The organism is Streptococcus mitis, assembly GCF_946188695.1.
GTDB classification, from domain to species: domain Bacteria; phylum Bacillota; class Bacilli; order Lactobacillales; family Streptococcaceae; genus Streptococcus; species Streptococcus mitis_DF.
Genome location: NZ_CAMHWI010000001.1, coordinates 179,906 through 199,978 on the forward strand (window position 1 = coordinate 179,906; position 20,073 = coordinate 199,978).

Sequence of the window (20,073 nt, forward strand, 5' to 3'; positions counted from 1 at the left end):
CAAACCATAACAAAATATAAGGATTATAACACAATCATTTATTCTTTTCTTTAAAAGATTCATATATTTTTTTATATAACTCTTTCATATCTTTTTTCTGAGAATTCAACTCTTCACTACCGTAGTCAAAATTTGCTACTACAAATCCCTCGTCAGCATTAGAAAAAGTAAAAAATTCTATTCCAATGAGTTTATTATGCTTAGAGTCCTCAATAGTGTCTCCTAAATTATTATTAAATTGCTTCACTTCTTCTTCACGAACTCCGAACCCCGCAGCAGCTCCATTTGCAATGATGTTTGAAAATACTTCTTCTGAAGACGCTACTTCTTTCACAGTTATGATATATGTAGCTTCTTCCGTTTCTACTTGTTTCACTTTATTCCATTTTTCTGTATCACTAGAAGAAAGCGTATAGACTATTAACTCCAGTGTTGGTTTATTGGTATTTTCTTTTGTGATCATTTGTTTTCCAAAGAAGAAAATGGCAAGCATTCCAGCTACAAAGATCAAAGCAATATAAATTATCTTTTTCATACATTATCCCCTATATCTTTCATATCAATGATCACATCAACTTCGTTATAGACAGCTGGATCATGCGTCGCTATAATGACATATTTATCTTCATCTCTTTCATTCAATAATAAACGAATAATTTCTTTTCCAATCTCACCATCTAAAGCTCCTGTAGGCTCATCTGCTAAGATAATTTTACGTGGTTTCATTAACATTCTGGCAATAGCTACACGTTGAGCCTGCCCTCCAGACAATTCATATATTTTTTGATGTAAATAGTCACTTGACAGTCCTACTTTTTCAAGTACATCAGTTATTGTTTTTTTGTCTTTAGTGATAAGTTTCAAATTATCATATACTGTTTTGTTATCTATTAAAGAATAATTCTGAAATACATATCCAACAGTATTTTTAAAAAAAGTTCTTTCTTTTATCTTCCAAATATCTTGTTTATCAACTAAAACATTCCCACTGTCAATTTTTTCTAATCTTCCTATAATATTAAGAAGGGTACTTTTACCAGAGCCAGAACCTCCAATCAATGCATAACTTTTTCCAGATTCAAATTTTAAATTTAAGTCTGTAAAGATCTTTTTTGAGCCGAAACTTTTTGAAACGTTCAAAAGGTCAATTGTCATGTTTCATCTCCTTTTAAAATTTTAGTGTAGCTTTCAGATAATTTTCTAAAACTCATGATTATTGATAACATCAAAACGAGCAGAGAAGCGAGACCAATATATAGCAACTCTATTTGACCTGTCATAAGAAATGTAAATAGGATAACTATTGTAATAGTCATCATAAAATACTTTAGACTTGAAATTGCTATATATGTTTTTGACAGACCCAAAATAATTTTTTTCACATATTCATTCTGTTTTAGGGCAATATAAAGTTGGACATATTGATAAATGAGTATAAAGACAATACTGTAAATTATCTTCTGCAAAATTTGTGAAAGTAGAATTTGGTGCTCTAAGGACTGGATCTTTAATTTCACAATTTGGTAAACATCTACTGGATTCATTGAAACATTCAACTGGGTAGCCATTTCATTTATTTTATTTACCGCCTCAGGACTAAAAAGAGACTTAGTTGTTATATTACTAGCCAAAGAAAACTTGTTGTTTTCAATCATTTTGTCCGTATCTAACACAACAACAATGTTATCTGTGCTATCTGCTACACTTGCCATTGGTAAAAGCTCTTTCATTTTATGATTATCATCAGCATCTTCATTGAAATAAAAAATTTTATCACCATCAGGAATTATTTGTACTGCAATTTCTTCTTTTGTATAGTTTGTTCCAATAAATTGTTCTGCTACAACTGTATTCTCAATAGATTTCTGATTTTCTTTCCATTTCTCAGGAATATAAATGGTTGCTATCTTATTATCTAAAAGATGATAGTTTGTTCCATTCACTTTATTTTGTAGGTTAGCACCTGTTTGATTGATATAAATCAACTCTTTATTTATTTCTGGATTCGTTATTCCGTCATTTTCTAATTGTTTAGAAAAATTTTCCATAACATGTGAAGTTTTCATGAAATCTGGAACATATGCTGAGGATCGATCTATATATAAATAATCTAAGTTTTTTAAGGAAGCAGCTATCTGTAGATACTGACCATCCGAATCATTAACTTCTCCATTTTTAGTAGAGTTACTTTCAATTCCAAGGAACTCAATCCTTCTCCAGTCTTTTACTGTGTCCCATGGTACTAAATTCTGTATCTGAATGTTAATACTGGATTGACTACTCTTTGTTTCTTGTAAAAAAACTCCTGAGATAAGGATAATAATCGAAATAATGGCAAGCCATACGACAAAAATAAGTTTATTTTTTGCCTTGTTTTTAATAATTTCAATAGGCTTTTCAACCTGAATCGTCAACCAAAATAAAACAAAGGTGATGAGATCAATGATTTGAAATAGTATAAAATTCGTTAAAATCAGAGAGAAAAATAACTTAGAACTATAGGTGAAGAAACCATTTCCCAAAAAAGAACTGTAAGAAATCATCAATAAAGCCATCATAATCAGTTCAAAAATAAGAGAAATACCATAATCTCTTCTTAGATCGTATACAGGCAATCCCAAAGAACGTCGTATCACTCCTTCTTTAATCTGCTTCGTTCTAACAACAAATAACACAACTAATAAAGTTAAGTAAATTGAACCCATTAACAGTATTCTTAAAGTTCCAGTAAATTGTAAGATTCCTCCTATATACCAAGGATAAGCCATATATACTGTTTGCAACCCCGTCATCGTAAGTGGTTTCAAACTATCTATATCCATTTTCCCAAGGGTGTAATACATCCCTATTATTGGTGTTGACTTTAATTGTTCATTATTTACATCATCAAAATTTACATACCTCAACTGACCCGAACTCTGAACGATGGGCTTGTAAATGGTAACCTTTTCCGATTTTGATAAATCACGAACCATTTCGTATATTTCGTTATTTGAAAGATTGCTTTTTCCTTGAATAGAAAAAGCACCATCAATTGGTAAAGGTATGGGCATTTCTGTATCGCTAATAGTGACCCAACCAATTGCAGCAATCAAACAGAAGAAGAATCCAATGATACATAATTTTAATTTCATAAGCAATTACCATATTACAAGAGACCCTATTTTATAATTGGGTCTCTTGTTTTCATAAATTATTTTTTAAAATCTATAATAATCCCAATATGCATTTAATCGAACATCGCTCCAAGATTTTGTAGCACTTGAATATGCCCATCCATAATCTTTTTTATCCTGAGCTTTAACTGTTCCCCAAAAATTCGTTACTGAAGATTTTGAACCAATATTATCTGGAGAACTAACAAAGTAATTCGAATAACCATAGCTATCATTTACACCATATTCCCATACATCAATAATGGGACTTGGAGCAGGGTGTGCTGTTACTGCGCTGACAACACTAGCTGTAGCAGCAAATCCAAGACTGAAAAAACTTGCAACTAGAAAAACAGATACTTTCTTATTAATTCTTTGTTTCATTTTACTTCTCCTTGAATTAAAATATTTGATGAAGACTAAGTAATAGTCCCCTTTTTAGTCCCTCCATATTACTTTAATATGAATTGATAATATTTATGTTTTTAATCACCGTTATGGTATCTAGAGTAGTTAAAATATCTCATAACTACCCCTCCTTTTAAAATTGAACACATCTATATGCATTCGCTTATATTTATTAATATAAAACTTATTTTTTAGTTCGTCAAGTATTTATAGTATATTTTTTTTTGATAAAATGGGATTATCTATAAAGGCGATTTTCGAATCAACAAAATAATTATCCAACTTAACCAATAAGAAAAATCGGCCGTTACAGTTTTTGTTACCTTTTATATAAAAATAGGTTGACAATAATTCTTCTATGAGTATAATAGTTACTATACATCAGAAAAGAGGTTAACTATTTTGAAAAAAGCTCACGTTTATGCTATCCCTGCTATTGGGGCTGCTCTCATTGCTGTTTTGGCACAAATCAGTCTTCCAATTGGACCTGTTCCCTTCACTCTGCAAAACTTTGCAATCGGCTTGATTGCTACTGTCTTTAGACCGAGGGAGGCTGTACTTTCTGTTGGACTCTATCTTCTTCTAGGTGCTATCGGTCTTCCTGTCTTTGCAGGAGGTGGAGCTGGATTTCATGCTTTGATTGGCCCTACTGCAGGCTATCTTTGGTTTTATCTCGTTTACTCTGGACTTACTTCCTCTCTAACCAACAGCAAGAGTGGTGTTGTCAAGATTTTCCTTGCAAACCTCTTGGGTGATGCCCTTGTCTTTGTCGGCGGGATTCTCAGCTTGCATTTTCTAGCTGGAATGGCATTTGAAAAAGCTCTTGTTGTGGGGGTCATTCCCTTTATCATTCCAGACCTTGGTAAACTTCTAGCTATTAGTTTGATTAGCCGTCCCTTACTTCAACGCCTTAAAAATCAGGCTTACTTCGCTAACTAAAAAAGGATATCGAGTTGCCATGACTCAATATCCTTTTCTTTCATTTTAAAAACTTATACTCAATGAAAATCAAAGATCAAACTAGGAAACTAGCCGCAGGCTATACTTGAGTACGGCAAAGCGAAGCTGACGCGGTTTGAAGAGATTTTCGAAGAGTATTAGTTTCCTTTAAAAGCATCCACCATTGTTTGAAATTCTTCATTGGAGAGAGTAATCCCTTTGCCCATTTTAGTATGATCTGGGCTCCAAGCACGAATATCAAACTTTGCAGGAGCACCATTAAAGCTCACACGGTTGATTTCCTTGGTCCAACCTTTTTCGTTTTCAGAAAGAGTCAATAAGTGCTCTTCGATTTCAAATGTAAATTCTGCCATTTTCTTCTCCTTTTTTTGCTTTCATTTGATTATTCGTAAAATCTTGTAGATTTTAGGAAAATTTTATATAATATTGATATAAAAGAAGGGAGGCCACTATGAGACATAAATTCCAGCAAGTTCTAGATAAAATACATGACTTTTTAAATGGACATGACCAATCAGACCAGACTGAAAGCAACTCCCTTACAGCCACTATTGAAGAGGCTATCCAGAAACAAACCGCTGTTCACCTTATCTTGTCTGAGACAAGTTTTACAGGTGACATCATCAAATACGATCAGCAGCGCCAGCAAATTATCGTGAAAAATTTTGCCAAAAATGTGACCCGTATTATCCGCATAAGCGATATTCAGCGCCTGCGATTTGTCCCTTCAACTGTCCAAACAGCCCAAAAAAATAGATTTAAGAAAGAGTGAGATGTAGTTGCTTCATCCCACTCTTTTTTCTTAGCGAATTTGTTCAAAATGTAAATGAACTGCGATATGATCTCCGTAACCACTTCTTTCCAAATCACGTTGTAGACGATAGGAAATATAGTGTTCTGCAATGGTAATGTATCCTGCACCCAGTAGACGATGCTCAACCAAAGACTGAATCATGCTGATAGTAGCACGTTCCACCTTGGCTTCTTCCAAATCCAAAACCACTTTCTTAGTGACTTGTGCAAGGTTTTGACGCAAATCATCTGTCAATACATAGACAGTCTGGGCTGCTTTTAAGATAGCTTGGTAAATCTTATCTGGATTAAATTCAGCAATTTCTCCATCACGTTTGATTACTTGCATAGGTATCTCCTTTATTCTTTGTTTTCTTTGATTTCTGCCAGCATTTTTTCTTCTTCTACTGTCAGTTGATAATGTTCAAGCAAATCCGGTCTGCGTTCATAGGTTTTCTTCAAACTCTCATACAATCGCCACTGACGAATCTTTTCATGGTGTCCACTCATCAGTACATCTGGCACGACCATCCCTCGATAATCATAAGGGCGTGTGTACTGAGGGTATTCGAGAAGGCCTGAAGAAAAACTATCATCTTGGTGGCTAGACTCCTTGCCAATCACTTCTGGAATCAGGCGAACCGTCGCATCAATCATGGTCATGGCTGCCAATTCTCCACCAGTCAGGACATAGTCCCCCAGGGAAATCTCATCTGTCACCAAGGTCTTAATGCGCTCATCATAACCCTCGTAGTGCCCACAGATAAAGATTAGCTCTTCCTCTTGAGACAAATCCTCGGCATAAGCTTGATCAAACTGCTTTCCAGCAGGATCGAGGAGAATGACGCGCGGATTTTTCTTTTCAATAGCATCAAAGGCATCGAAAATGGGTTGGGCTCGGAGCAACATCCCCTGACCGCCTCCGTAGGGCTCATCGTCGACATGGCGTGCCTTTTCAGCATTTTCTCGAAAATTATGATACTGGATATCCAAGAGCCCTTTTTCACGTGCCTTTCCAACAATTGAGTGCTCTAGCGGAGAAAACATCTCTGGAAAAAGGGTTAAAATATCAATCTTCATCGTCTAACCCTTCTAAGATTTCCACATCGACGCGGTTATTTGGAATATCAACATTGAGAACCACTGGGGGGATATAAGGCAATAACAAATCACGCTTGCCTTTTCGCTTGACCACCCAGACATCGTTAGCACCTGGTTGCAGGATTTCTTTGATGGTTCCAATCAGGTTATCACCCTCATAGACTTCCAAACCGATAATCTCGTGATAATAAAATTCACCATCGTCTAGGTCATTCAAATCTTCCTCAGCAACCTTGAGACTGTATCCCTTGTACTTTTCAATGGCATTGATATGATACATATCTTTGAATTTAATAATGTCAAAGTTCTTCTGTTTACGGTGGCTAGCGATGGTCACTGTTTGAACAAACTGATCTTTTTCATCAAACAAAGCCAACTCAGCCCCTTTTTTAAACCGTTCTTCTGCAAAATCTGTCACAGACAAGACTCGCATCTCACCCTGTAACCCTTGCGTATTGACGATTTTCCCAACATTAAAGTAGTTCATTTTGTCTCCTGTAGTCTCCTTCTTTCCATCTTATTCGGACAATTCTCGAATAATAGTCGCAATTTTTTCGGATTCAGACCACTGTAAATAATGGTGATTCCCTCCTAAAATGAGTTTAGTATTGGAAGTCCAATATTCTGATTCTCTGTACTCTTTTTCTCTATAAGGCTGACAAAAAATAAATACAGGGACATGAGATTCTATCGAGACATTCTCAAAATCTTCCTCAGTAATCTCTCCAGATATCTGAAATCCTGTATATTGACTTTCCAACTCTGAACCTTTTTCTTGCATTATTTTCCAGATTTCTTTATTAGTTTCATGGCTAAATGTCTCTTGAGTTAAGTTCTTAAAATAAAGTTCAGGACCACACTCCTCAATCAGCCTCATCTGCTTTTCCATTTCTGGATAAGGATTTTCTGAAAAATCAGCAAACATGACTTTTTTAGTTGTCGGTTCAATTGCTAGTAAAGCCTGACACTTAATTGGTTTGTTGAGCAATTTACAAGCTAAAATTCCACTCAAACTATGTACACAAAGTATATATTCAGAAATCGCCAATTCTTCAAGTACTTCATAAACTGCATCTGCAAGATTATCCAGATTTTTTCCAGCTTGGTCATTCATCGGACTCCTACCTGTGTTCGGAAAATCAATAGTCAAATAACCAATTGTAGGAGGAAGTTTTTCAAGTATAAGTGAAAAATTTTCATAACTTGGTAGCAAACCTGCGCCACTTAAACAAACTAGCATTTTCTTTTGCTTTTGATAAGTAACAGAGAGACTACCAATTTCTGTAGATACTTCAATCCTCTTCATAAAGAAATCCACTCGTTCTATATAATGAATTATTAAAAATCCTTATCCTTTATTTTAACACGTTCCAGTGATTTTCACAAGTTGGAGAAAAAGTATGTCAACTCTCGAATTCCTTCAAAAATCCTTCCAAATCACGTTCATGCTGGTACTTAATGGCTGCAGTTTTGTCTTTCTCAAAAATGGTTTTAGTTAGGTCAATATGGTTGATGGCTGCAATCGCGACGGTGTAGTGAATAATATCAGCCAGTTCTTTAGCAAGTTCCTCGTTCGAATCTTGAACTCCCTCTTTTCGACCAGAGCGACCATTCAAAACTTCGGCTACTTCACCGACTTCCTCCACAAGCTTGATAAAAAGACCTTCCTCAGTCCGAGACTGCTGGTAATGTTCGAGTAAGTAATCTTGTAATTGTCTAAACGTTAAATCCTTCATATCCTACTCCTCGCAAAAAAGCGAGACATTCGTCCCGCCCTTCTTATTTTTCGTCAATAACGATTCGTACTTTTTTGTCTTCAGTTGGGACAGAGTAGACAATCGTTCTTATCGCAGAAATTGTGCGACCCTTACGACCGATTACACGACCCACATCGCTTTGATCAAGATCCAAATGATATTCCAAAAATTCTGGTGTATCTTCAATCTTGATAGTTAAGGCATCTGGTTGTGAAATCAAGGGTTTCACAATCGCAATAATGAGATTTTCAATCGTATCCATCTGTCAACCTACTTTAAACTTATTTTGAGAATTTAGAATCGTGGAATTTCTTCAATACGCCTTCTTTTGAAAGGATGTTACGTACTGTATCTGAAGGTTGTGCTCCATCAGCCAACCATGCAAGAACGCGGTCTTCTTTCAAAGTTACTTGGTTTTCAGCAACAAGTGGGTTGTAAGTTCCAACTGTTTCGATGAAACGTCCGTCACGTGGTGAACGTGAATCTGCTACGTTGATACGGTAGAAAGGTTTTTTCTTAGAACCCATACGAGTCAAACGGATTTTAACTGCCATTTTTAAAGTCTCTTTTCTTATTTTTTATTTCGGTGAAATAGCTAAGCTATTTATCACATGTTCTATTATAGCAGATTTCTGACAGGTGTCAAGAAAAAAACTTGACAGACTATAAATTTTTTAAACCATTTAGAAATTTGTTAGAATAGGAAATAAAAGTTTGAAAGAGGCTATCCGTGAATACTATTTTAGAAACATTTTATAAAGACCACCAAGTCAAACCCTTCATCTCTCCTGAACGTGATTTGGATGCTTGGCTCCTAAATCCCAAGCCCGTTCCCAAAAGAAACATGGAACTATTAACAGATAACTTACTAGCAGGTGATATTACCCTCCTCTGGAGAATCCAGTTTGGCACTTTTACCACCGAAACCTGGTTTTAAAAACTCCCATTTGAATATGATTCAAAATTCGCTTAAAATCATAAACAAACACCCAATGGTATGAACCATGAAGTATTGTAAAAGCTGTATTATAGCTAGTTCTTAACCTTTAGAGAACTGGCTAGCTTTACGAGCTTTCTTAAGACCTGGTTTGGAAAGTAAGGGTTCCAGTTGGACTAAAAACAGCGTATTATCAAGGCTTTTCAGAACGATATCTACTAATTAATTTCAAAAAATTTGAATCAATAGCTTCTAAATAGGGGGAATAGTTTAGTTCTGTAAGTATTAAAATAATACATTTACAAAGCTTACTCTATCAGATTTTCCCCGTTTTAGAAAAATAGATAGAGATTAAAACAACATTTAGATTTTCTAGAAATTCTTTATCAAACACCCATGACAATGAGACTGATGAATTAAATCAATATACCTTATAAATTTTATACAGAAAAGTGTTGCCTTTTCAGAGAAGACAGCGATAACTAGTACATATCTCTATTATAAATACATTGTATCACCTTTCCTATGTTTGTATACGGTTCACAGTTGATGGTTATTTGACTTAACTCTTTCATTGTAGCAGTATTTTCCATGGCTGTAGATACACAATCTTCTATTTTCTTTAATAAATCTATGTCATTCTTATGTTTTTTTGAATACTGCTTGCAATTCAGATGATGTTCTAGTCTTTGATATAATCTATCTTTTGTATGAGATTCGTTGAGTTTTTCAAAATGAGCCAGCAACCACACCTCAAAACAACTATTCGAAAATCCAATATGAATGCCTTTAGATTTTGCTTCACTCAAAACGGTCTGCATTTCAGCGTTATCTATATCATCTTTATCAAAGATAATATAAACCCCTCCAAGATTCCTCTTTTCCGTATTAGTCAGAGTATTTATTTTTCCTAAAGCGTGGGTTAAAAGATTCATTCCTTGTTTGTGTGCATGATTAACGGATACTTTTACAGTCACTGTTGCATTATATTTTTTATTTAGAATTGAGAAATAATTTTTTTCAGTCTCTCCTTCAGTGAAAATATAAATAGTTTTTTTGAGTGCTCTCCCTTTAGATTGTCTTCCTCTACTCATTTAATCTCCTTAAATAATTTATTCATCCCTTCGACATCAATATCTGGTAGAGCTCCGAATTGCCCATTAAGGTATCGCTTAGCAAAAGAAATATCACTTCGTGAAACACCTTTTAATTCATTAAAGTCAAAAAGAGAATACACATCTGTTTTACCCATAAAATCTTTTTCCATCAAATAAATTTGATCTACTCTCAAATTTGAGTCTAATAAATTTAAATTATGTGTGGTAAAAATAAATTGATTTTTGTTTGACTCAGAATTAATTATATTTAACAATGCTTTAGTAAGTGATAAGTGAAATGAATCATCAAATTCATCCATAATTATTACTCGGTCTTTATATAAGCTATCTAATAATGTTAAAGCAACTGCCATCATTTTTTTAGTACCAGAAGATTCCATTTCGTATGGAATCTTTTCTTCACCAACAACTTTTCCATTTTCATCATATTTTTTATAAATTGAATATATTTCAATAGTGGTAAATTGTTTTGCTAATCGACTTTCATCTAAATTTGCGGCAAAAATTATTTTTCTTAATTCATCAGGAACTGATTCTAATTTTTCAATAACTTCAATGTCTATAATATTAAAATCGGCCAAATTTAATAGTTTAAGGAATATATTTTTTTTAGCAGAATCTTCTTGAATTGACTTAAATATTCGTTTTTTTGTAGTTTCAAAAACTAAATTTGAATGGAACCATTGGAATACACTAACACATTCTGCATCATTTTTATCTTGACCTTCAAATAATAATAATTTATTCTTTCTAACAGATTTTCGTATTTCTTTTAAGTTATCTGGAAGTATCTCAGGATTGTCTGGAGAATTAGTTCGTTTAAAATATACTTTTTCTTCATAGTTTTGCGAGACAATAGAAAGTTCCTCTAGAGTCACTTCTTCCCTATTATAACAAATATGATAGCGGTATGGTTTTTTATCCTTAATTAACCGAATTGTAAATTCAGTATCTTCATATTTATTTTGTTCATTTAAACGGAATGGCATATAAGGTAAAGCATCTTCAATATCATCCGTAGGTTCTATAATCATTTTGGCGAGTACTCTCAACGCTGTAATTAAATTACTCTTCCCAGACCCATTAGCACCAAAAATATTTACATTTTTTAATAAAGAAAAATCTTGATTTTCTAATACATGAGATTTAGCATGTTTTTTTAAGTACCTCCCCTTTTCTAAAGATAAAATTGAGCTATTTTGGAAAGATAAAAAATTTGTAACTTCGAAATCAACTAACATAATCTACCTCCTTTATCATATTGATTATACCGTAGTTTTAAAATTTTAACAACGATTTTTCGTTGTAAATCCAAAAAAACTTTGTAATTTCATCTATAATCATCAAAACAACTCTATTTTTCTCTATTTTGATTTATATTTCACAAAAATAATGATTTTAGATCCAACTAAAAAAGTTAAAAAAAGCGAAAATTAATTAAAACTTGCACTTCTCACAATTGACAAATATTAATAGCTATCATTCCGAAAGTTATACATTTTAAGATGGAGTATTTACTGTTGATATTAGTGGAACAAAACATGATTACTATTTAAAAGTATAGTAAGGCTTACGAGGAAGCATTAAGAAATATGGATAAATATAGAAAGGAATTACTATGGAAAACTTAGATGAACAATTAGAAAATTTGTATGGCTTTATTAAGAATCTTGAAATATTAATTCAAAAAAATGTTTTCGATAACAAGAAGTGTGAAGAAATTAGTGTATTTGGAAAGGAAGTTTTGAATCTTTATAAATCAAGAGAATTCAATATTAACTCCAATGATCTTCTTTCTCTTAACTCTTTTGTTGAATTGTTTATGACAGCAAATGAGTCTTCAAAAGGTTATCTAGTATCACAAGTAGAGAGATTTTATACAGAAGTCATAGAGCCAACAAAAGAAGAATTATATTAGATAACAATTAATAGGCAATTAGGATTAATCACCTGTTCACTGAATAGGTGCATTTTTTATTTAAATCTATGATTTCTTTACCATTTAGTTATATTCTCTTACATTATAGGATTAAATATCTATTCAAAGTTATTTTTTTGTTATTATTGATTCATGAAAAATTTAAGAGAAAAAATATTAAAAATGCAATCTGACATATTAAACGACATTGTAATAATATCAAAATTTCCCTCAGATAAAATTAATAAACTCCCTAAATACTAACTGTCTTACACTTGTAACATTACTTTGATATAATAGAAATGAAGATAAGCAAATGAAAAGATTTATCACATTACTTTTAGTGTCTCTATCTACAATTCTATTAATTGCCTATTCTAACCAATCAAGCAATTCTTTAGATGGCGAATACTACTGGATAAACGAGAGTAGAAATGAAGTTGCCTTTACCATTTCAGGTAACAAAGGAAACATCAATAAAGGGGAGGCTGATGCCTTTACAATTGATAAAGATAGTTCAACAATCGAACTGACTGGTTCTAACATCATAAACCGAAAAGAGAATTATACCTTCAAGAATGGCGTATTTGCCGTAGATATTTCGGGAACGAAGCAGGACTATTACAAAAAGGATAGTGAAGCATATAAAGAAGCAGTGAAGAAATACGGCAACAAGTAAAACTCTCAAACTATTCGTTGTTCTTTATACAATAAAAACGTTGATTTAAGCGTTTTTTGGGCTCTATAATATTTGTAGTGGGTAAATCCCCTATAGATATTATGGATCCTATTTTGTTGTAGAAAAAAAGTCCCATATGACCTATAATGAAAAGCGACAAAACAACTCATTAGAAAGAATCATATGGAACAATTACATTTTATCACAAAACCGCTCGATATCAAAGACCCTAATGTCCAAATTATGGATGTTGTTAATAGAGATACCCACAAGGAAATCATCGCTAAACTGGACTACGACGCTCCATATTGTCCTAATTGCGGAAGTCAAATGAAGAAATATGACTTTCAAAAACTGTCGAAAATCCCTTACCTCTAAACGACTGGTATGCCTACTAGAATCCTCCTTAGAAAGCGTCGTTTCAAGTGCTATCATTGCTCGAAAATGATGGTCGCTGAGACTTCTATCGTCAAGAAGAATCATCAAATTCCTCGTATTATCAACCAAAAGATTGCGCAAAAGTTGATTGAAAAGACTTCTATGACCGATATTGCCCATCAGCTTTCCATTTCAACTTCAACTGTCATTCGAAAACTCAATGACTTCCGTTTTAAGCATGATTTTTCTCATCTTCCTGAGATTATGTCTTGGGACGAGTATGCCTTTACAAAGGGAAAAATGAGTTTCATTGCACAAGACTTTGATAATCTCAACATTATCACCGTTCTTGAAAGTAGAACACAAGCTATCATCCGAAATCACTTTCTTCGATACGATAGAGCTGTCCGTTGTCAGGTGAAAATTATTACTATGGATATGTTTAGCCCTTACTATGACTTAGCTAAACAGCTTTTTCCATGTGCTAAAATCGTTCTAGATCGATTTCACATTGTACAACATCTTAACCGTGCTATGAGTCGTGTCCGTGTCCAAATTATGAACCAATTCGATAGAAAATCCCATGAATACAAGGCTATCAAGCGTTACTGGAAGCTCATTCAACAGGATAGTCGTAAACTGAGTGATAAGCGATTTTATCGCCCTACTTTTCGTATGCACTTAACAAATAAAGAGATTCTAGACAAGCTTTTGAGCTATTCAGAAGACTTGAGACACCACTATCAGCTCTATCAGCTCTTACTTTTTCACTTTCAGAATAAGGAGCCAGACAAATTTTTCGGACTCATTGAGGACAATCTTAAGAAGGTTCATCCTCTTTTTCAGACTGTCTTTAAAACCTTCCTCAAGGATAAAGAGAAGATTGTCAACGCCCTTCAACTACACTATTCTAACGCCAAATTAGAAGCGACCAATAATCTCATTAAACTCATCAAACGAAATGCCTTTGGTTTCCGGAACTTTGAAAATTTCAAAAAACGGATTTTTATCGCTCTAAATATCAAAAAAGAAAGGACGAAATGTGTCCTTTCTCGATCTTAGCTTTTCTTCAACCCACTACAGTTGACAAAAAGCCCTTTATCTATTAATCTGATGGAAGACTCTAAATCATCTGGTCCATCGTCAAGTTCAACCCACCCATTCTTTTGTAGTTCTTCATAAAAGCTAGTTTTCAACACACTCTCGCTAAAAATTGTTACTTGTTTCTTTGATTTATTACCAAATATCTTTGTAAAATTAAATAACATTGTTTCTATCACTCTCATCTATATATTTTAGAATAGCTTCAATATCATTTTTATTAAATCCATCAACAGATTTATTTCTCTTTAAAAGTTCAACAATATTTTTAAACTTATTTCTAATGTCTTCATCTGATATGTCGTTATAAAAAGTTCCTATTTTAGATAATTCAACAACTTGATTTTGAAAAATTATTTTCGGCATACTTTGAATTCTTCTTAATTGCAATAAAGAACTAATTAGATAATAGCCCGATCTAATTACATAATATATATCATGTTCGAATTTATCATGTTCTCTCTTACACTTTTGATACTCTGCTTTTTCAACACTAATTTTATTCTCAAAACATCGAACTAAAAATTCTCTGTCAAATAATTGATTCCTGGTAATATTTTTTAACCATTTAAAATAGCCTGAATTCCCCTTTATAAGTTTACCTTCTTTAATAATACTATTTTCATATGGCATACCTGATGAAGCAGCAAACATAAAGGAAAGATAGTCTCTAAAAACTATATCTACATCCTCACTATTCTTCTCATCCGCCTGTGGTAAAGTTCCTTTATTATGCATGGCTCGCTTGTCATCTTTTGGAAATCCAAGCATTAAAACAATAAAATCAAAATCACTAGGTAACGTCGCATTAGATTTCACTGACGAGCCATATTGAATCAATATGTAATCTTTATAATCTGGAAAGTGGTCATTTAAAGTATCTTCTATTCTCAGTGTTCGTACAATGTTATCCCCATAGTCCCTATCTTTTACATCAAATTCAAGTAACATTTCATTTAATGTTTTAGGTTTTTGGGGTTTTAAAAAAATTGAAAATATATTTACTATAGAACTCCAAAAAATTTTAATTAAACCTATTATTACTGCTGCAGCAATTCCTATAATAACTTTTTGATAAAGTTCATTCTGTAAAACTTGATTAAGGTAACTCTGTAAAGACTGATACATATTTAAAATCTTTCTAATTTTTTTCTTTAAAAGACATCTTCCGTTCTTCCATAAACTCAATCAATTCCTTTTTAAAAATTTCTTATTCTTCTTCGGTCAATCCCTTTGAGTTCATACGGAAAAGCAATTCAATATTGTCTAAGTCATTTGATTTTTCTTCTGAATTTCCAACTAAGTAATCCACAGTCACATTCAGAATCTGTGCGATTTTAACTAGATTTTCTTGTGTTGTTTTTTTAACACCTCGTTCCCATGAAGCATAGGCAGGTTGTGAAATACCTAATTTTTCAGCTACAGCAACTTGAGTTAAATGTGCTTGTTTTCTTAGATTTTTTAGACGTTCCGAAAATTCCATTATGTTCCTCTTAAAATTTTTAAAGAATTTTTCAAAAATCCATTGATAATTATAACTATTAGTTATACACTGTAAATATAGCTGATAGTTATAATAGTCATAAAAAAAATAATGCTTAACTTTCAGCATCACGATCTTTGAAAATTTAATAAAAAGTGCGTCTGACAACCAGAGAGCTGATCGCCAAAACTACACTAATCTTCGTACCTTCATTGTAATTGTTTTGGAAAGAAAAGTCAAGTCTCTTTATTGTTGAAGTGAAGATATAAAACATATAAAACATTTTTGTGGGCTTCCATGCATTTCGGACTTTCGCACTTTTCCGAATAGTAAAGTGAACTGGCTTCGCCAAAGGGCGTAAGAGAACCCAATGAGTATGATAATGACTACCTACTGAGGTTGGCTGGGAAAGCAATGGTAATTGATGCAAAGCACCTTGCTAAACGTTGCCACCGTGAAGGAGGAATCCTTCAACCAAATAACTTTTCTTTACTACTGTCTATCTACCTTAACAGACTCACTCTCAAGCTACTAAGTCCATTTTCTTAGTACCTTTTTTACTTTATAATAAAAGAGAAAACTATGACTAACTTTTTTCGCACTACAATGTAAACGACTTTACGATAATTACACTTTTACTTATAGAATATTCAGTTCAGCTGATAAGCTAACCGCACAGCTATACACTCAAGCTTTGAATGATTTAGATTCTTTAGCAAAGAAATCACTCATCACAGGATTTACTCATGCTGAAGTGGAATTCTATACTATAATGTTTAAACGAAAACTCTCTTCGCACTACTACTCAAGAGTGAAGCAACTATCTTAACTCTTTTTATTTTACACTCAGAAAGGAAACACTTATGATCCCAGAAGCACTTGTTATGCTACCAGAATTTATCGGCCCAGCTTACTATGAAAAACTAGGAAATGCACCACGTTATATCTTTGGTAAAGAAGGAAAGTATCAAAGACATATTCTAAATAGTGAAACTCATGGTGCCTTCCACGTTATTACACCTGCTTCTACCACTGTCTTTCCAGAAGATGCTCTAGTTGAAGCAGTTAATCCTATTTTCTTATCGGATACTTCGCTGAATGGAAATTCTGTTGCGCCTGCACTAAACGTTTTTGCTGAGAAGCTAGTGCTCAAGAAATAACAAAATAAATGAAAAAATAAAATTTTTAAACCATTTAGAAATTTGTTAGAAGTAGGAAATAAATGTTTGAAAGAGGCTATCAGTGAATACTATTTTAGAAACATTTTATAAAGACCACCAAGTCAAACCCTTCATATCACCTGAACGAGATTTGGATACTTGGCTTCTAAATCCCAAGCCTGTTCCCAAACGAAACATGGAACTATTAACAGATGATTTACTAGCAGGAGATATCATTTTACTATGGAGAATCCAGTTTGGTACTTTTACCACCGAAACCTGGTTTCCTAAATACTTTGAGTATACTTATGGCATTGATGCCCCAAAACATCTAAAAACTCTGGTAGAAAAAGGTTATACTGTCATTGAAACTGCTTTTGATTCACTTGACCATCTGAATGCTACAATGAAAAAGAATATTTTGAAAAGCAAGGGAATTGCAGGACTATCTAAGATGAAGGCTGCCGATCTGGACCAAGCCCTTCATGACAACTTTTCAGAAGAAGAATTAGCAAGTCAATTTTCAATTCGTGGCTACAAATTGACTCCAAAGGGGGAACAGATACTGGAACAGTACCAGGAAATTATCGACCGTCATCCAAAGAAAAATCTCTAATCAAGCGACTTTGGGGTTGATTTTCTCTAAAACTGTCTTGTCACTAATATTTGAAATCCCCTTCTTTTTAGGGTACAATGGTAGAAATGAATTTTTGAGAGGAACAGAATGAAAAAACTAGCAACCCTTCTTTTACTATCCACTGTAGCCCTATCTGGATGTAGCAGCATCCAACGTAGTCTGCGTGGCGATGACTATGTGGATTCCAGTCTTGCTGCTGAAGAAAGTTCTAAAGTAGCTGCCCAATCTGCCAAGGAGTTAAACGATGCTTTAACAAACGAAAACGCCTATTTCCCACAACTATCTAAAGAAGTTGCTGAAGACGAGGCTGAAGTTATTCTCCACACAAGTCAAGGAGATATCCGTATCAAACTCTTCCCTAAATTCGCTCCTCTAGCGGTTGAAAACTTCCTCACTCATGCCAAAGAAGGCTACTATAACGGCATTACCTTCCACCGTGTCATCGATGGCTTCATGGTTCAAACTGGAGATCCAAAAGGGGACGGTACAGGTGGTCAGTCTATCTGGCATGATAAGGATAAGACAAAAGACAAGGGAACTGGTTTCAAGAACGAAATCACTCCTTATCTTTATAACATCCGTGGTGCTCTTGCGATGGCAAATACTGGGCAACCAAATACCAATGGTAGTCAATTCTTCATCAACCAAAACTCCACAGATACCTCTGCTAAACTCCCTACAAGCAAGTATCCAAAGAAAATCATCGAAGCCTACAAAGAAGGTGGAAATCCTAGTCTAGATGGTAAACACCCAGTCTTTGGCCAAGTGATTGACGGTATGGATGTTGTAGATAAGATTGCTAAAGCCGAAAAAGATGAAAAAGACAAGCCAACGACTGCTATTACTATCGATAGCATCGAAGTGGTGAAAGACTACGATTTTAAATCTTAAAAACCTAAAAAATACAGTATCCGCATTCGGTACTGTATTTCTTTTATACTGATTTTTAAGTTAGATTGTTAAAATCCCAGATTTGGTCCATCCAGCCTTCATAAAAATCTGGTTCGTGGCAGACCATAAGAATAGACCCCTTGTATTCTTTAAGAGCACGTTTAAGTTCGTCCTTGGCATCCACATCCAAGTGGTTGGTTGGCTCGTCAAGTACTAACACATTGTTTTCACGATTCATCAAGAGACAGAAACGAACCTTAGCTTGTTCCCCACCTGACAAGACCTGAATCTGACTTTCGATATGCTTGGTTGTCAAACCACAACGGGCAAGGGCTGCACGAACTTCCGCTTGGTTAAGGGCAGGAAAGGCATTCCAGACAGCCTCTAGTGGTGTTTGACGATTGCCCCCTTCTACTTCTTGCTCAAAATAACCAACTTCTAGGTAATCACCGCGTTCAACTTCCCCAGCAATTGGCGGAATAATGCCCAAGAGAGACTTCAAGAGAGTTGTTTTCCCGATACCATTGGCACCAATAATGGCAACCTTTTGATTGCGTTCAAAGGCAAGATTTAAAGGCTTGGTCAGAGGACGGTCATAACCGATTTGCAAATCCTTGGCTTGGAAGATAAAGCGTCCTGGTGTACGAGCTGATTTGAAATCAAAGGATGGCTTTGGTTTCTCACTTTGGAGTTCGATAATATCCATCTTATCCAATTTCTTCTGACGGGACATGGCCATGTTTCGTGTTGCAACACGCGCTTTGTTCCGAGCGACAAAGTCCTTAAGATCCGCAATCTCTTTCTGCTGACGTTCGTAGGCAGCCTCCAGCTGAGATTTCTTCATCGCATAAACTTCTTGGAACTGGTAGTAGTCACCAGAGTATCGTGTCAACTGTTGATTTTCCACATGGTAGACAATATTAATCACATCGTTCAGGAATGGGATATCATGTGAAATAAGGACAAATGCATTTTCATAGTTTTGGAGATAGCGCTTAAGCCAATCAATATGCTCAGCATCCAAGTAGTTGGTCGGCTCGTCCAGAAGCAAGATATCGGGCTTTTCAAGGAGGAGTTTAGCCAAAAGAACCTTGGTTCTTTGTCCACCTGATAAAGAGGTTACATCCGTATCCATACCAAAATCCATAACACCAAGGGCACGCGCCACTTCGTCAATCTTAGCATCCAAAGTGTAAAAATCACGACTCTCCAGACGGTCTTGGAGTTCGCCAACTTCTTCCATAAGAGCATCAACATCCGCTCCGTCTTCAGCCATTTCCATATAAAGGTCATTGATACGAGCTTCAGCTTTGAAAAGCTCATCAAAGGCTGTACGGAGAACATCACGAACAGATTGCCCTTCAGCAAGGACAGAGTGTTGGTCTAAGTAGCCTGCCGTCACATATTTGGACCACTCAACCTTTCCTTCGTCTGGTAACATTTTACCAGTCACAATGCTCATAAAGGTTGATTTCCCTTCACCATTGGCACCGACCAGACCGATATGTTCTCCCTTGAGGAGACGGAAGGACACATCTTCAAAAATTGCACGGTCACCAAAACCGTGACTCAGGTTTTTAACTTCTAAAATACTCATT

At 34.5% G+C, this 20,073-nt stretch carries 24 protein-coding genes and 2 pseudogenes; 9 read left to right on the forward strand and 17 right to left on the reverse strand.

Features of this window, described 5'->3' with window-relative positions:
• Positions 1-34: 34 nt before the first annotated feature.
• The 4 genes from N8L33_RS00815 to N8L33_RS00830 form a co-directional block, all read right to left on the reverse strand.
• Positions 35-535: a hypothetical protein gene (locus N8L33_RS00815; protein WP_000721122.1), complete on the reverse strand. Its 501-nt coding sequence runs from the start codon at positions 533-535 to the stop codon at positions 35-37.
• Complete coding sequence (locus N8L33_RS00820; protein WP_000151033.1) at positions 532-1,155, reverse strand: ATP-binding cassette domain-containing protein; 624 nt, start codon at positions 1,153-1,155, stop codon at positions 532-534. The genes N8L33_RS00815 and N8L33_RS00820 overlap by 4 nt, the downstream gene beginning before the upstream one ends.
• Positions 1,152-3,134 carry an ABC transporter permease gene (locus N8L33_RS00825; RefSeq protein ID WP_000768907.1) on the reverse strand — a complete coding sequence of 661 codons (1,983 nt, stop codon included), beginning with the start codon at positions 3,132-3,134 and terminating at the stop codon, positions 1,152-1,154. Before N8L33_RS00825 ends, N8L33_RS00820 begins: the two co-directional genes overlap by 4 nt.
• Before the next feature lie 66 nt (positions 3,135-3,200).
• The gene (locus N8L33_RS00830; protein WP_261058038.1) at positions 3,201-3,539 is read right to left on the reverse strand and encodes a hypothetical protein; all 339 of its coding nucleotides are present in this window, start codon (positions 3,537-3,539) and stop codon (positions 3,201-3,203) included.
• A gap of 426 nt (positions 3,540-3,965) precedes the next feature.
• Here N8L33_RS00830 and N8L33_RS00835 point away from each other — a divergent pair, with 426 nt between their 5' ends.
• Positions 3,966-4,502 (forward strand): biotin transporter BioY, encoded by a 537-nt coding sequence (locus tag N8L33_RS00835; RefSeq protein ID WP_060805621.1) that lies wholly within the window; start codon positions 3,966-3,968, stop codon positions 4,500-4,502.
• 158 nt (positions 4,503-4,660) lie between these two features.
• Here the strand turns inward: N8L33_RS00835 and N8L33_RS00840 are convergent, their stop codons facing one another.
• The gene (locus N8L33_RS00840; RefSeq protein ID WP_000807422.1) at positions 4,661-4,876 is read right to left on the reverse strand and encodes a YdbC family protein; all 216 of its coding nucleotides are present in this window, start codon (positions 4,874-4,876) and stop codon (positions 4,661-4,663) included.
• A 98-nt stretch (positions 4,877-4,974) separates the two neighbouring features.
• On the opposite strand from N8L33_RS00840, the gene N8L33_RS00845 reads away from it, so the two are divergent.
• A complete protein-coding gene (locus N8L33_RS00845) occupies positions 4,975-5,295 on the forward strand; it encodes a hypothetical protein (RefSeq protein ID WP_143952271.1) in 321 nt (106 codons plus the stop codon).
• Positions 5,296-5,325: 30 nt separating this feature from the next.
• Here N8L33_RS00845 and N8L33_RS00850 read toward each other — a convergent pair whose 3' ends face one another.
• The 7 genes from N8L33_RS00850 to rpsP form a co-directional block, all read right to left on the reverse strand.
• Complete coding sequence (locus N8L33_RS00850) at positions 5,326-5,664, reverse strand: ATP cone domain-containing protein (RefSeq protein WP_001196038.1); 339 nt, start codon at positions 5,662-5,664, stop codon at positions 5,326-5,328.
• 11 nt (positions 5,665-5,675) lie between these two features.
• Positions 5,676-6,395, reverse strand: a complete 720-nt coding sequence (gene trmD, locus N8L33_RS00855; RefSeq protein WP_173251647.1) for a tRNA (guanosine(37)-N1)-methyltransferase TrmD — start codon at positions 6,393-6,395, stop codon at positions 5,676-5,678.
• Complete coding sequence (gene rimM / locus N8L33_RS00860) at positions 6,385-6,903, reverse strand: ribosome maturation factor RimM (RefSeq protein WP_001105892.1); 519 nt, start codon at positions 6,901-6,903, stop codon at positions 6,385-6,387. Before rimM ends, trmD begins: the two co-directional genes overlap by 11 nt.
• Positions 6,904-6,933: 30 nt before the next feature.
• Positions 6,934-7,722 carry an alpha/beta fold hydrolase gene (locus N8L33_RS00865; protein WP_261058103.1) on the reverse strand — a complete coding sequence of 263 codons (789 nt, stop codon included), beginning with the start codon at positions 7,720-7,722 and terminating at the stop codon, positions 6,934-6,936.
• 97 nt (positions 7,723-7,819) lie between these two features.
• Complete coding sequence (locus tag N8L33_RS00870) at positions 7,820-8,152, reverse strand: MazG nucleotide pyrophosphohydrolase domain-containing protein (RefSeq protein ID WP_024057004.1); 333 nt, start codon at positions 8,150-8,152, stop codon at positions 7,820-7,822.
• A 43-nt stretch (positions 8,153-8,195) separates the two neighbouring features.
• Positions 8,196-8,435: an RNA-binding protein KphA gene (gene kphA, locus N8L33_RS00875; protein WP_000379617.1), complete on the reverse strand. Its 240-nt coding sequence runs from the start codon at positions 8,433-8,435 to the stop codon at positions 8,196-8,198.
• A 19-nt stretch (positions 8,436-8,454) separates the two neighbouring features.
• Complete coding sequence (gene rpsP, locus N8L33_RS00880) at positions 8,455-8,727, reverse strand: 30S ribosomal protein S16 (protein ID WP_000268760.1); 273 nt, start codon at positions 8,725-8,727, stop codon at positions 8,455-8,457.
• A 176-nt stretch (positions 8,728-8,903) separates the two neighbouring features.
• Between rpsP and N8L33_RS00885 the strand changes: the two genes are divergently transcribed.
• Positions 8,904-9,110 carry a hypothetical protein gene (locus N8L33_RS00885; protein ID WP_261058039.1) on the forward strand — a complete coding sequence of 69 codons (207 nt, stop codon included), beginning with the start codon at positions 8,904-8,906 and terminating at the stop codon, positions 9,108-9,110.
• 482 nt (positions 9,111-9,592) lie between these two features.
• Here N8L33_RS00885 and N8L33_RS00890 read toward each other — a convergent pair whose 3' ends face one another.
• Positions 9,593-10,204 carry an RloB family protein gene (locus N8L33_RS00890; protein ID WP_261058040.1) on the reverse strand — a complete coding sequence of 204 codons (612 nt, stop codon included), beginning with the start codon at positions 10,202-10,204 and terminating at the stop codon, positions 9,593-9,595.
• On the reverse strand, positions 10,201-11,469 hold the full coding sequence (locus N8L33_RS00895; RefSeq protein ID WP_261058041.1) for an AAA family ATPase: 1,269 nt from the start codon (positions 11,467-11,469) through the stop codon (positions 10,201-10,203). Before N8L33_RS00895 ends, N8L33_RS00890 begins: the two co-directional genes overlap by 4 nt.
• Positions 11,470-11,846: 377 nt before the next feature.
• Here N8L33_RS00895 and N8L33_RS00900 point away from each other — a divergent pair, with 377 nt between their 5' ends.
• From N8L33_RS00900 to N8L33_RS00910, 3 genes and pseudogenes are all read left to right on the forward strand, one after another.
• The gene (locus tag N8L33_RS00900; protein WP_261058042.1) at positions 11,847-12,146 is read left to right on the forward strand and encodes a hypothetical protein; all 300 of its coding nucleotides are present in this window, start codon (positions 11,847-11,849) and stop codon (positions 12,144-12,146) included.
• Positions 12,147-12,462: 316 nt separating this feature from the next.
• Positions 12,463-12,825, forward strand: a complete 363-nt coding sequence (locus tag N8L33_RS00905) for a hypothetical protein (protein ID WP_261058043.1) — start codon at positions 12,463-12,465, stop codon at positions 12,823-12,825.
• A 183-nt stretch (positions 12,826-13,008) separates the two neighbouring features.
• A pseudogene (locus N8L33_RS00910) lies at positions 13,009-14,265 on the forward strand (ISL3 family transposase).
• A 195-nt stretch (positions 14,266-14,460) separates the two neighbouring features.
• On the opposite strand, the gene N8L33_RS00915 reads toward N8L33_RS00910, so the two are convergent.
• Together N8L33_RS00915 and N8L33_RS00920 are read right to left on the reverse strand one after the other, a co-directional pair.
• A complete protein-coding gene (locus tag N8L33_RS00915; protein WP_261058044.1) occupies positions 14,461-15,432 on the reverse strand; it encodes a hypothetical protein in 972 nt (323 codons plus the stop codon).
• 85 nt (positions 15,433-15,517) lie between these two features.
• A pseudogene (locus N8L33_RS00920) lies at positions 15,518-15,787 on the reverse strand (helix-turn-helix domain-containing protein); the annotation flags it as partial.
• Positions 15,788-16,650: 863 nt separating this feature from the next.
• Between N8L33_RS00920 and N8L33_RS00925 the strand changes: the two are divergent.
• The 3 genes from N8L33_RS00925 (at position 16,651) to N8L33_RS00935 (ending at position 18,475) form a co-directional block, all read left to right on the forward strand.
• On the forward strand, positions 16,651-16,947 hold the full coding sequence (locus N8L33_RS00925; protein ID WP_261058045.1) for a cytoplasmic protein: 297 nt from the start codon (positions 16,651-16,653) through the stop codon (positions 16,945-16,947).
• Positions 16,948-17,029: 82 nt separating this feature from the next.
• Positions 17,030-17,563 carry a hypothetical protein gene (locus N8L33_RS00930; protein ID WP_261058046.1) on the forward strand — a complete coding sequence of 178 codons (534 nt, stop codon included), beginning with the start codon at positions 17,030-17,032 and terminating at the stop codon, positions 17,561-17,563.
• Between the two features lie 108 nt (positions 17,564-17,671).
• Positions 17,672-18,475, forward strand: coding sequence for a peptidylprolyl isomerase (locus tag N8L33_RS00935; RefSeq protein ID WP_261058047.1), 804 nt, complete (start codon positions 17,672-17,674; stop codon positions 18,473-18,475).
• Between the two features lie 55 nt (positions 18,476-18,530).
• Here the strand turns inward: N8L33_RS00935 and N8L33_RS00940 are convergent, their stop codons facing one another.
• The gene (locus tag N8L33_RS00940) at positions 18,531-20,072 is read right to left on the reverse strand and encodes an ABC-F family ATP-binding cassette domain-containing protein (RefSeq protein WP_261058048.1); all 1,542 of its coding nucleotides are present in this window, start codon (positions 20,070-20,072) and stop codon (positions 18,531-18,533) included.
• Position 20,073 lies beyond the last annotated feature (1 nt).

What these genes read in the sequence shown, in the direction of transcription:
- N8L33_RS00825 (WP_000768907.1), bottom strand. Translation starts at nt 3,134, where the DNA reads ATGAAATTAAAATTATGTATCATTGGATTCTTCTTCTGTTTGATTGCT.
- trmD (WP_173251647.1), bottom strand. Translation starts at nt 6,395, where the DNA reads ATGAAGATTGATATTTTAACCCTTTTTCCAGAGATGTTTTCTCCGCTA.
- rpsP (WP_000268760.1), bottom strand. Translation starts at nt 8,727, where the DNA reads ATGGCAGTTAAAATCCGTTTGACTCGTATGGGTTCTAAGAAAAAACCT.
- N8L33_RS00925 (WP_261058045.1), top strand. Translation starts at nt 16,651, where the DNA reads ATGATCCCAGAAGCACTTGTTATGCTACCAGAATTTATCGGCCCAGCT.
- N8L33_RS00850 (WP_001196038.1), bottom strand. Translation starts at nt 5,664, where the DNA reads ATGCAAGTAATCAAACGTGATGGAGAAATTGCTGAATTTAATCCAGAT.
- N8L33_RS00845 (WP_143952271.1), top strand. Translation starts at nt 4,975, where the DNA reads ATGAGACATAAATTCCAGCAAGTTCTAGATAAAATACATGACTTTTTA.
- N8L33_RS00840 (WP_000807422.1), bottom strand. Translation starts at nt 4,876, where the DNA reads ATGGCAGAATTTACATTTGAAATCGAAGAGCACTTATTGACTCTTTCT.
- N8L33_RS00820 (WP_000151033.1), bottom strand. Translation starts at nt 1,155, where the DNA reads ATGACAATTGACCTTTTGAACGTTTCAAAAAGTTTCGGCTCAAAAAAG.
- N8L33_RS00870 (WP_024057004.1), bottom strand. Translation starts at nt 8,152, where the DNA reads ATGAAGGATTTAACGTTTAGACAATTACAAGATTACTTACTCGAACAT.
- N8L33_RS00940 (WP_261058048.1), bottom strand. Translation starts at nt 20,072, where the DNA reads ATGAGTATTTTAGAAGTTAAAAACCTGAGTCACGGTTTTGGTGACCGT.
- kphA (WP_000379617.1), bottom strand. Translation starts at nt 8,435, where the DNA reads ATGGATACGATTGAAAATCTCATTATTGCGATTGTGAAACCCTTGATT.
- N8L33_RS00830 (WP_261058038.1), bottom strand. Translation starts at nt 3,539, where the DNA reads ATGAAACAAAGAATTAATAAGAAAGTATCTGTTTTTCTAGTTGCAAGT.
- N8L33_RS00895 (WP_261058041.1), bottom strand. Translation starts at nt 11,469, where the DNA reads ATGTTAGTTGATTTCGAAGTTACAAATTTTTTATCTTTCCAAAATAGC.
- N8L33_RS00915 (WP_261058044.1), bottom strand. Translation starts at nt 15,432, where the DNA reads ATGTATCAGTCTTTACAGAGTTACCTTAATCAAGTTTTACAGAATGAA.
- rimM (WP_001105892.1), bottom strand. Translation starts at nt 6,903, where the DNA reads ATGAACTACTTTAATGTTGGGAAAATCGTCAATACGCAAGGGTTACAG.
- N8L33_RS00900 (WP_261058042.1), top strand. Translation starts at nt 11,847, where the DNA reads ATGGAAAACTTAGATGAACAATTAGAAAATTTGTATGGCTTTATTAAG.
- N8L33_RS00865 (WP_261058103.1), bottom strand. Translation starts at nt 7,722, where the DNA reads ATGAAGAGGATTGAAGTATCTACAGAAATTGGTAGTCTCTCTGTTACT.
- N8L33_RS00905 (WP_261058043.1), top strand. Translation starts at nt 12,463, where the DNA reads ATGAAAAGATTTATCACATTACTTTTAGTGTCTCTATCTACAATTCTA.
- N8L33_RS00890 (WP_261058040.1), bottom strand. Translation starts at nt 10,204, where the DNA reads ATGAGTAGAGGAAGACAATCTAAAGGGAGAGCACTCAAAAAAACTATT.
- N8L33_RS00815 (WP_000721122.1), bottom strand. Translation starts at nt 535, where the DNA reads ATGAAAAAGATAATTTATATTGCTTTGATCTTTGTAGCTGGAATGCTT.
- N8L33_RS00935 (WP_261058047.1), top strand. Translation starts at nt 17,672, where the DNA reads ATGAAAAAACTAGCAACCCTTCTTTTACTATCCACTGTAGCCCTATCT.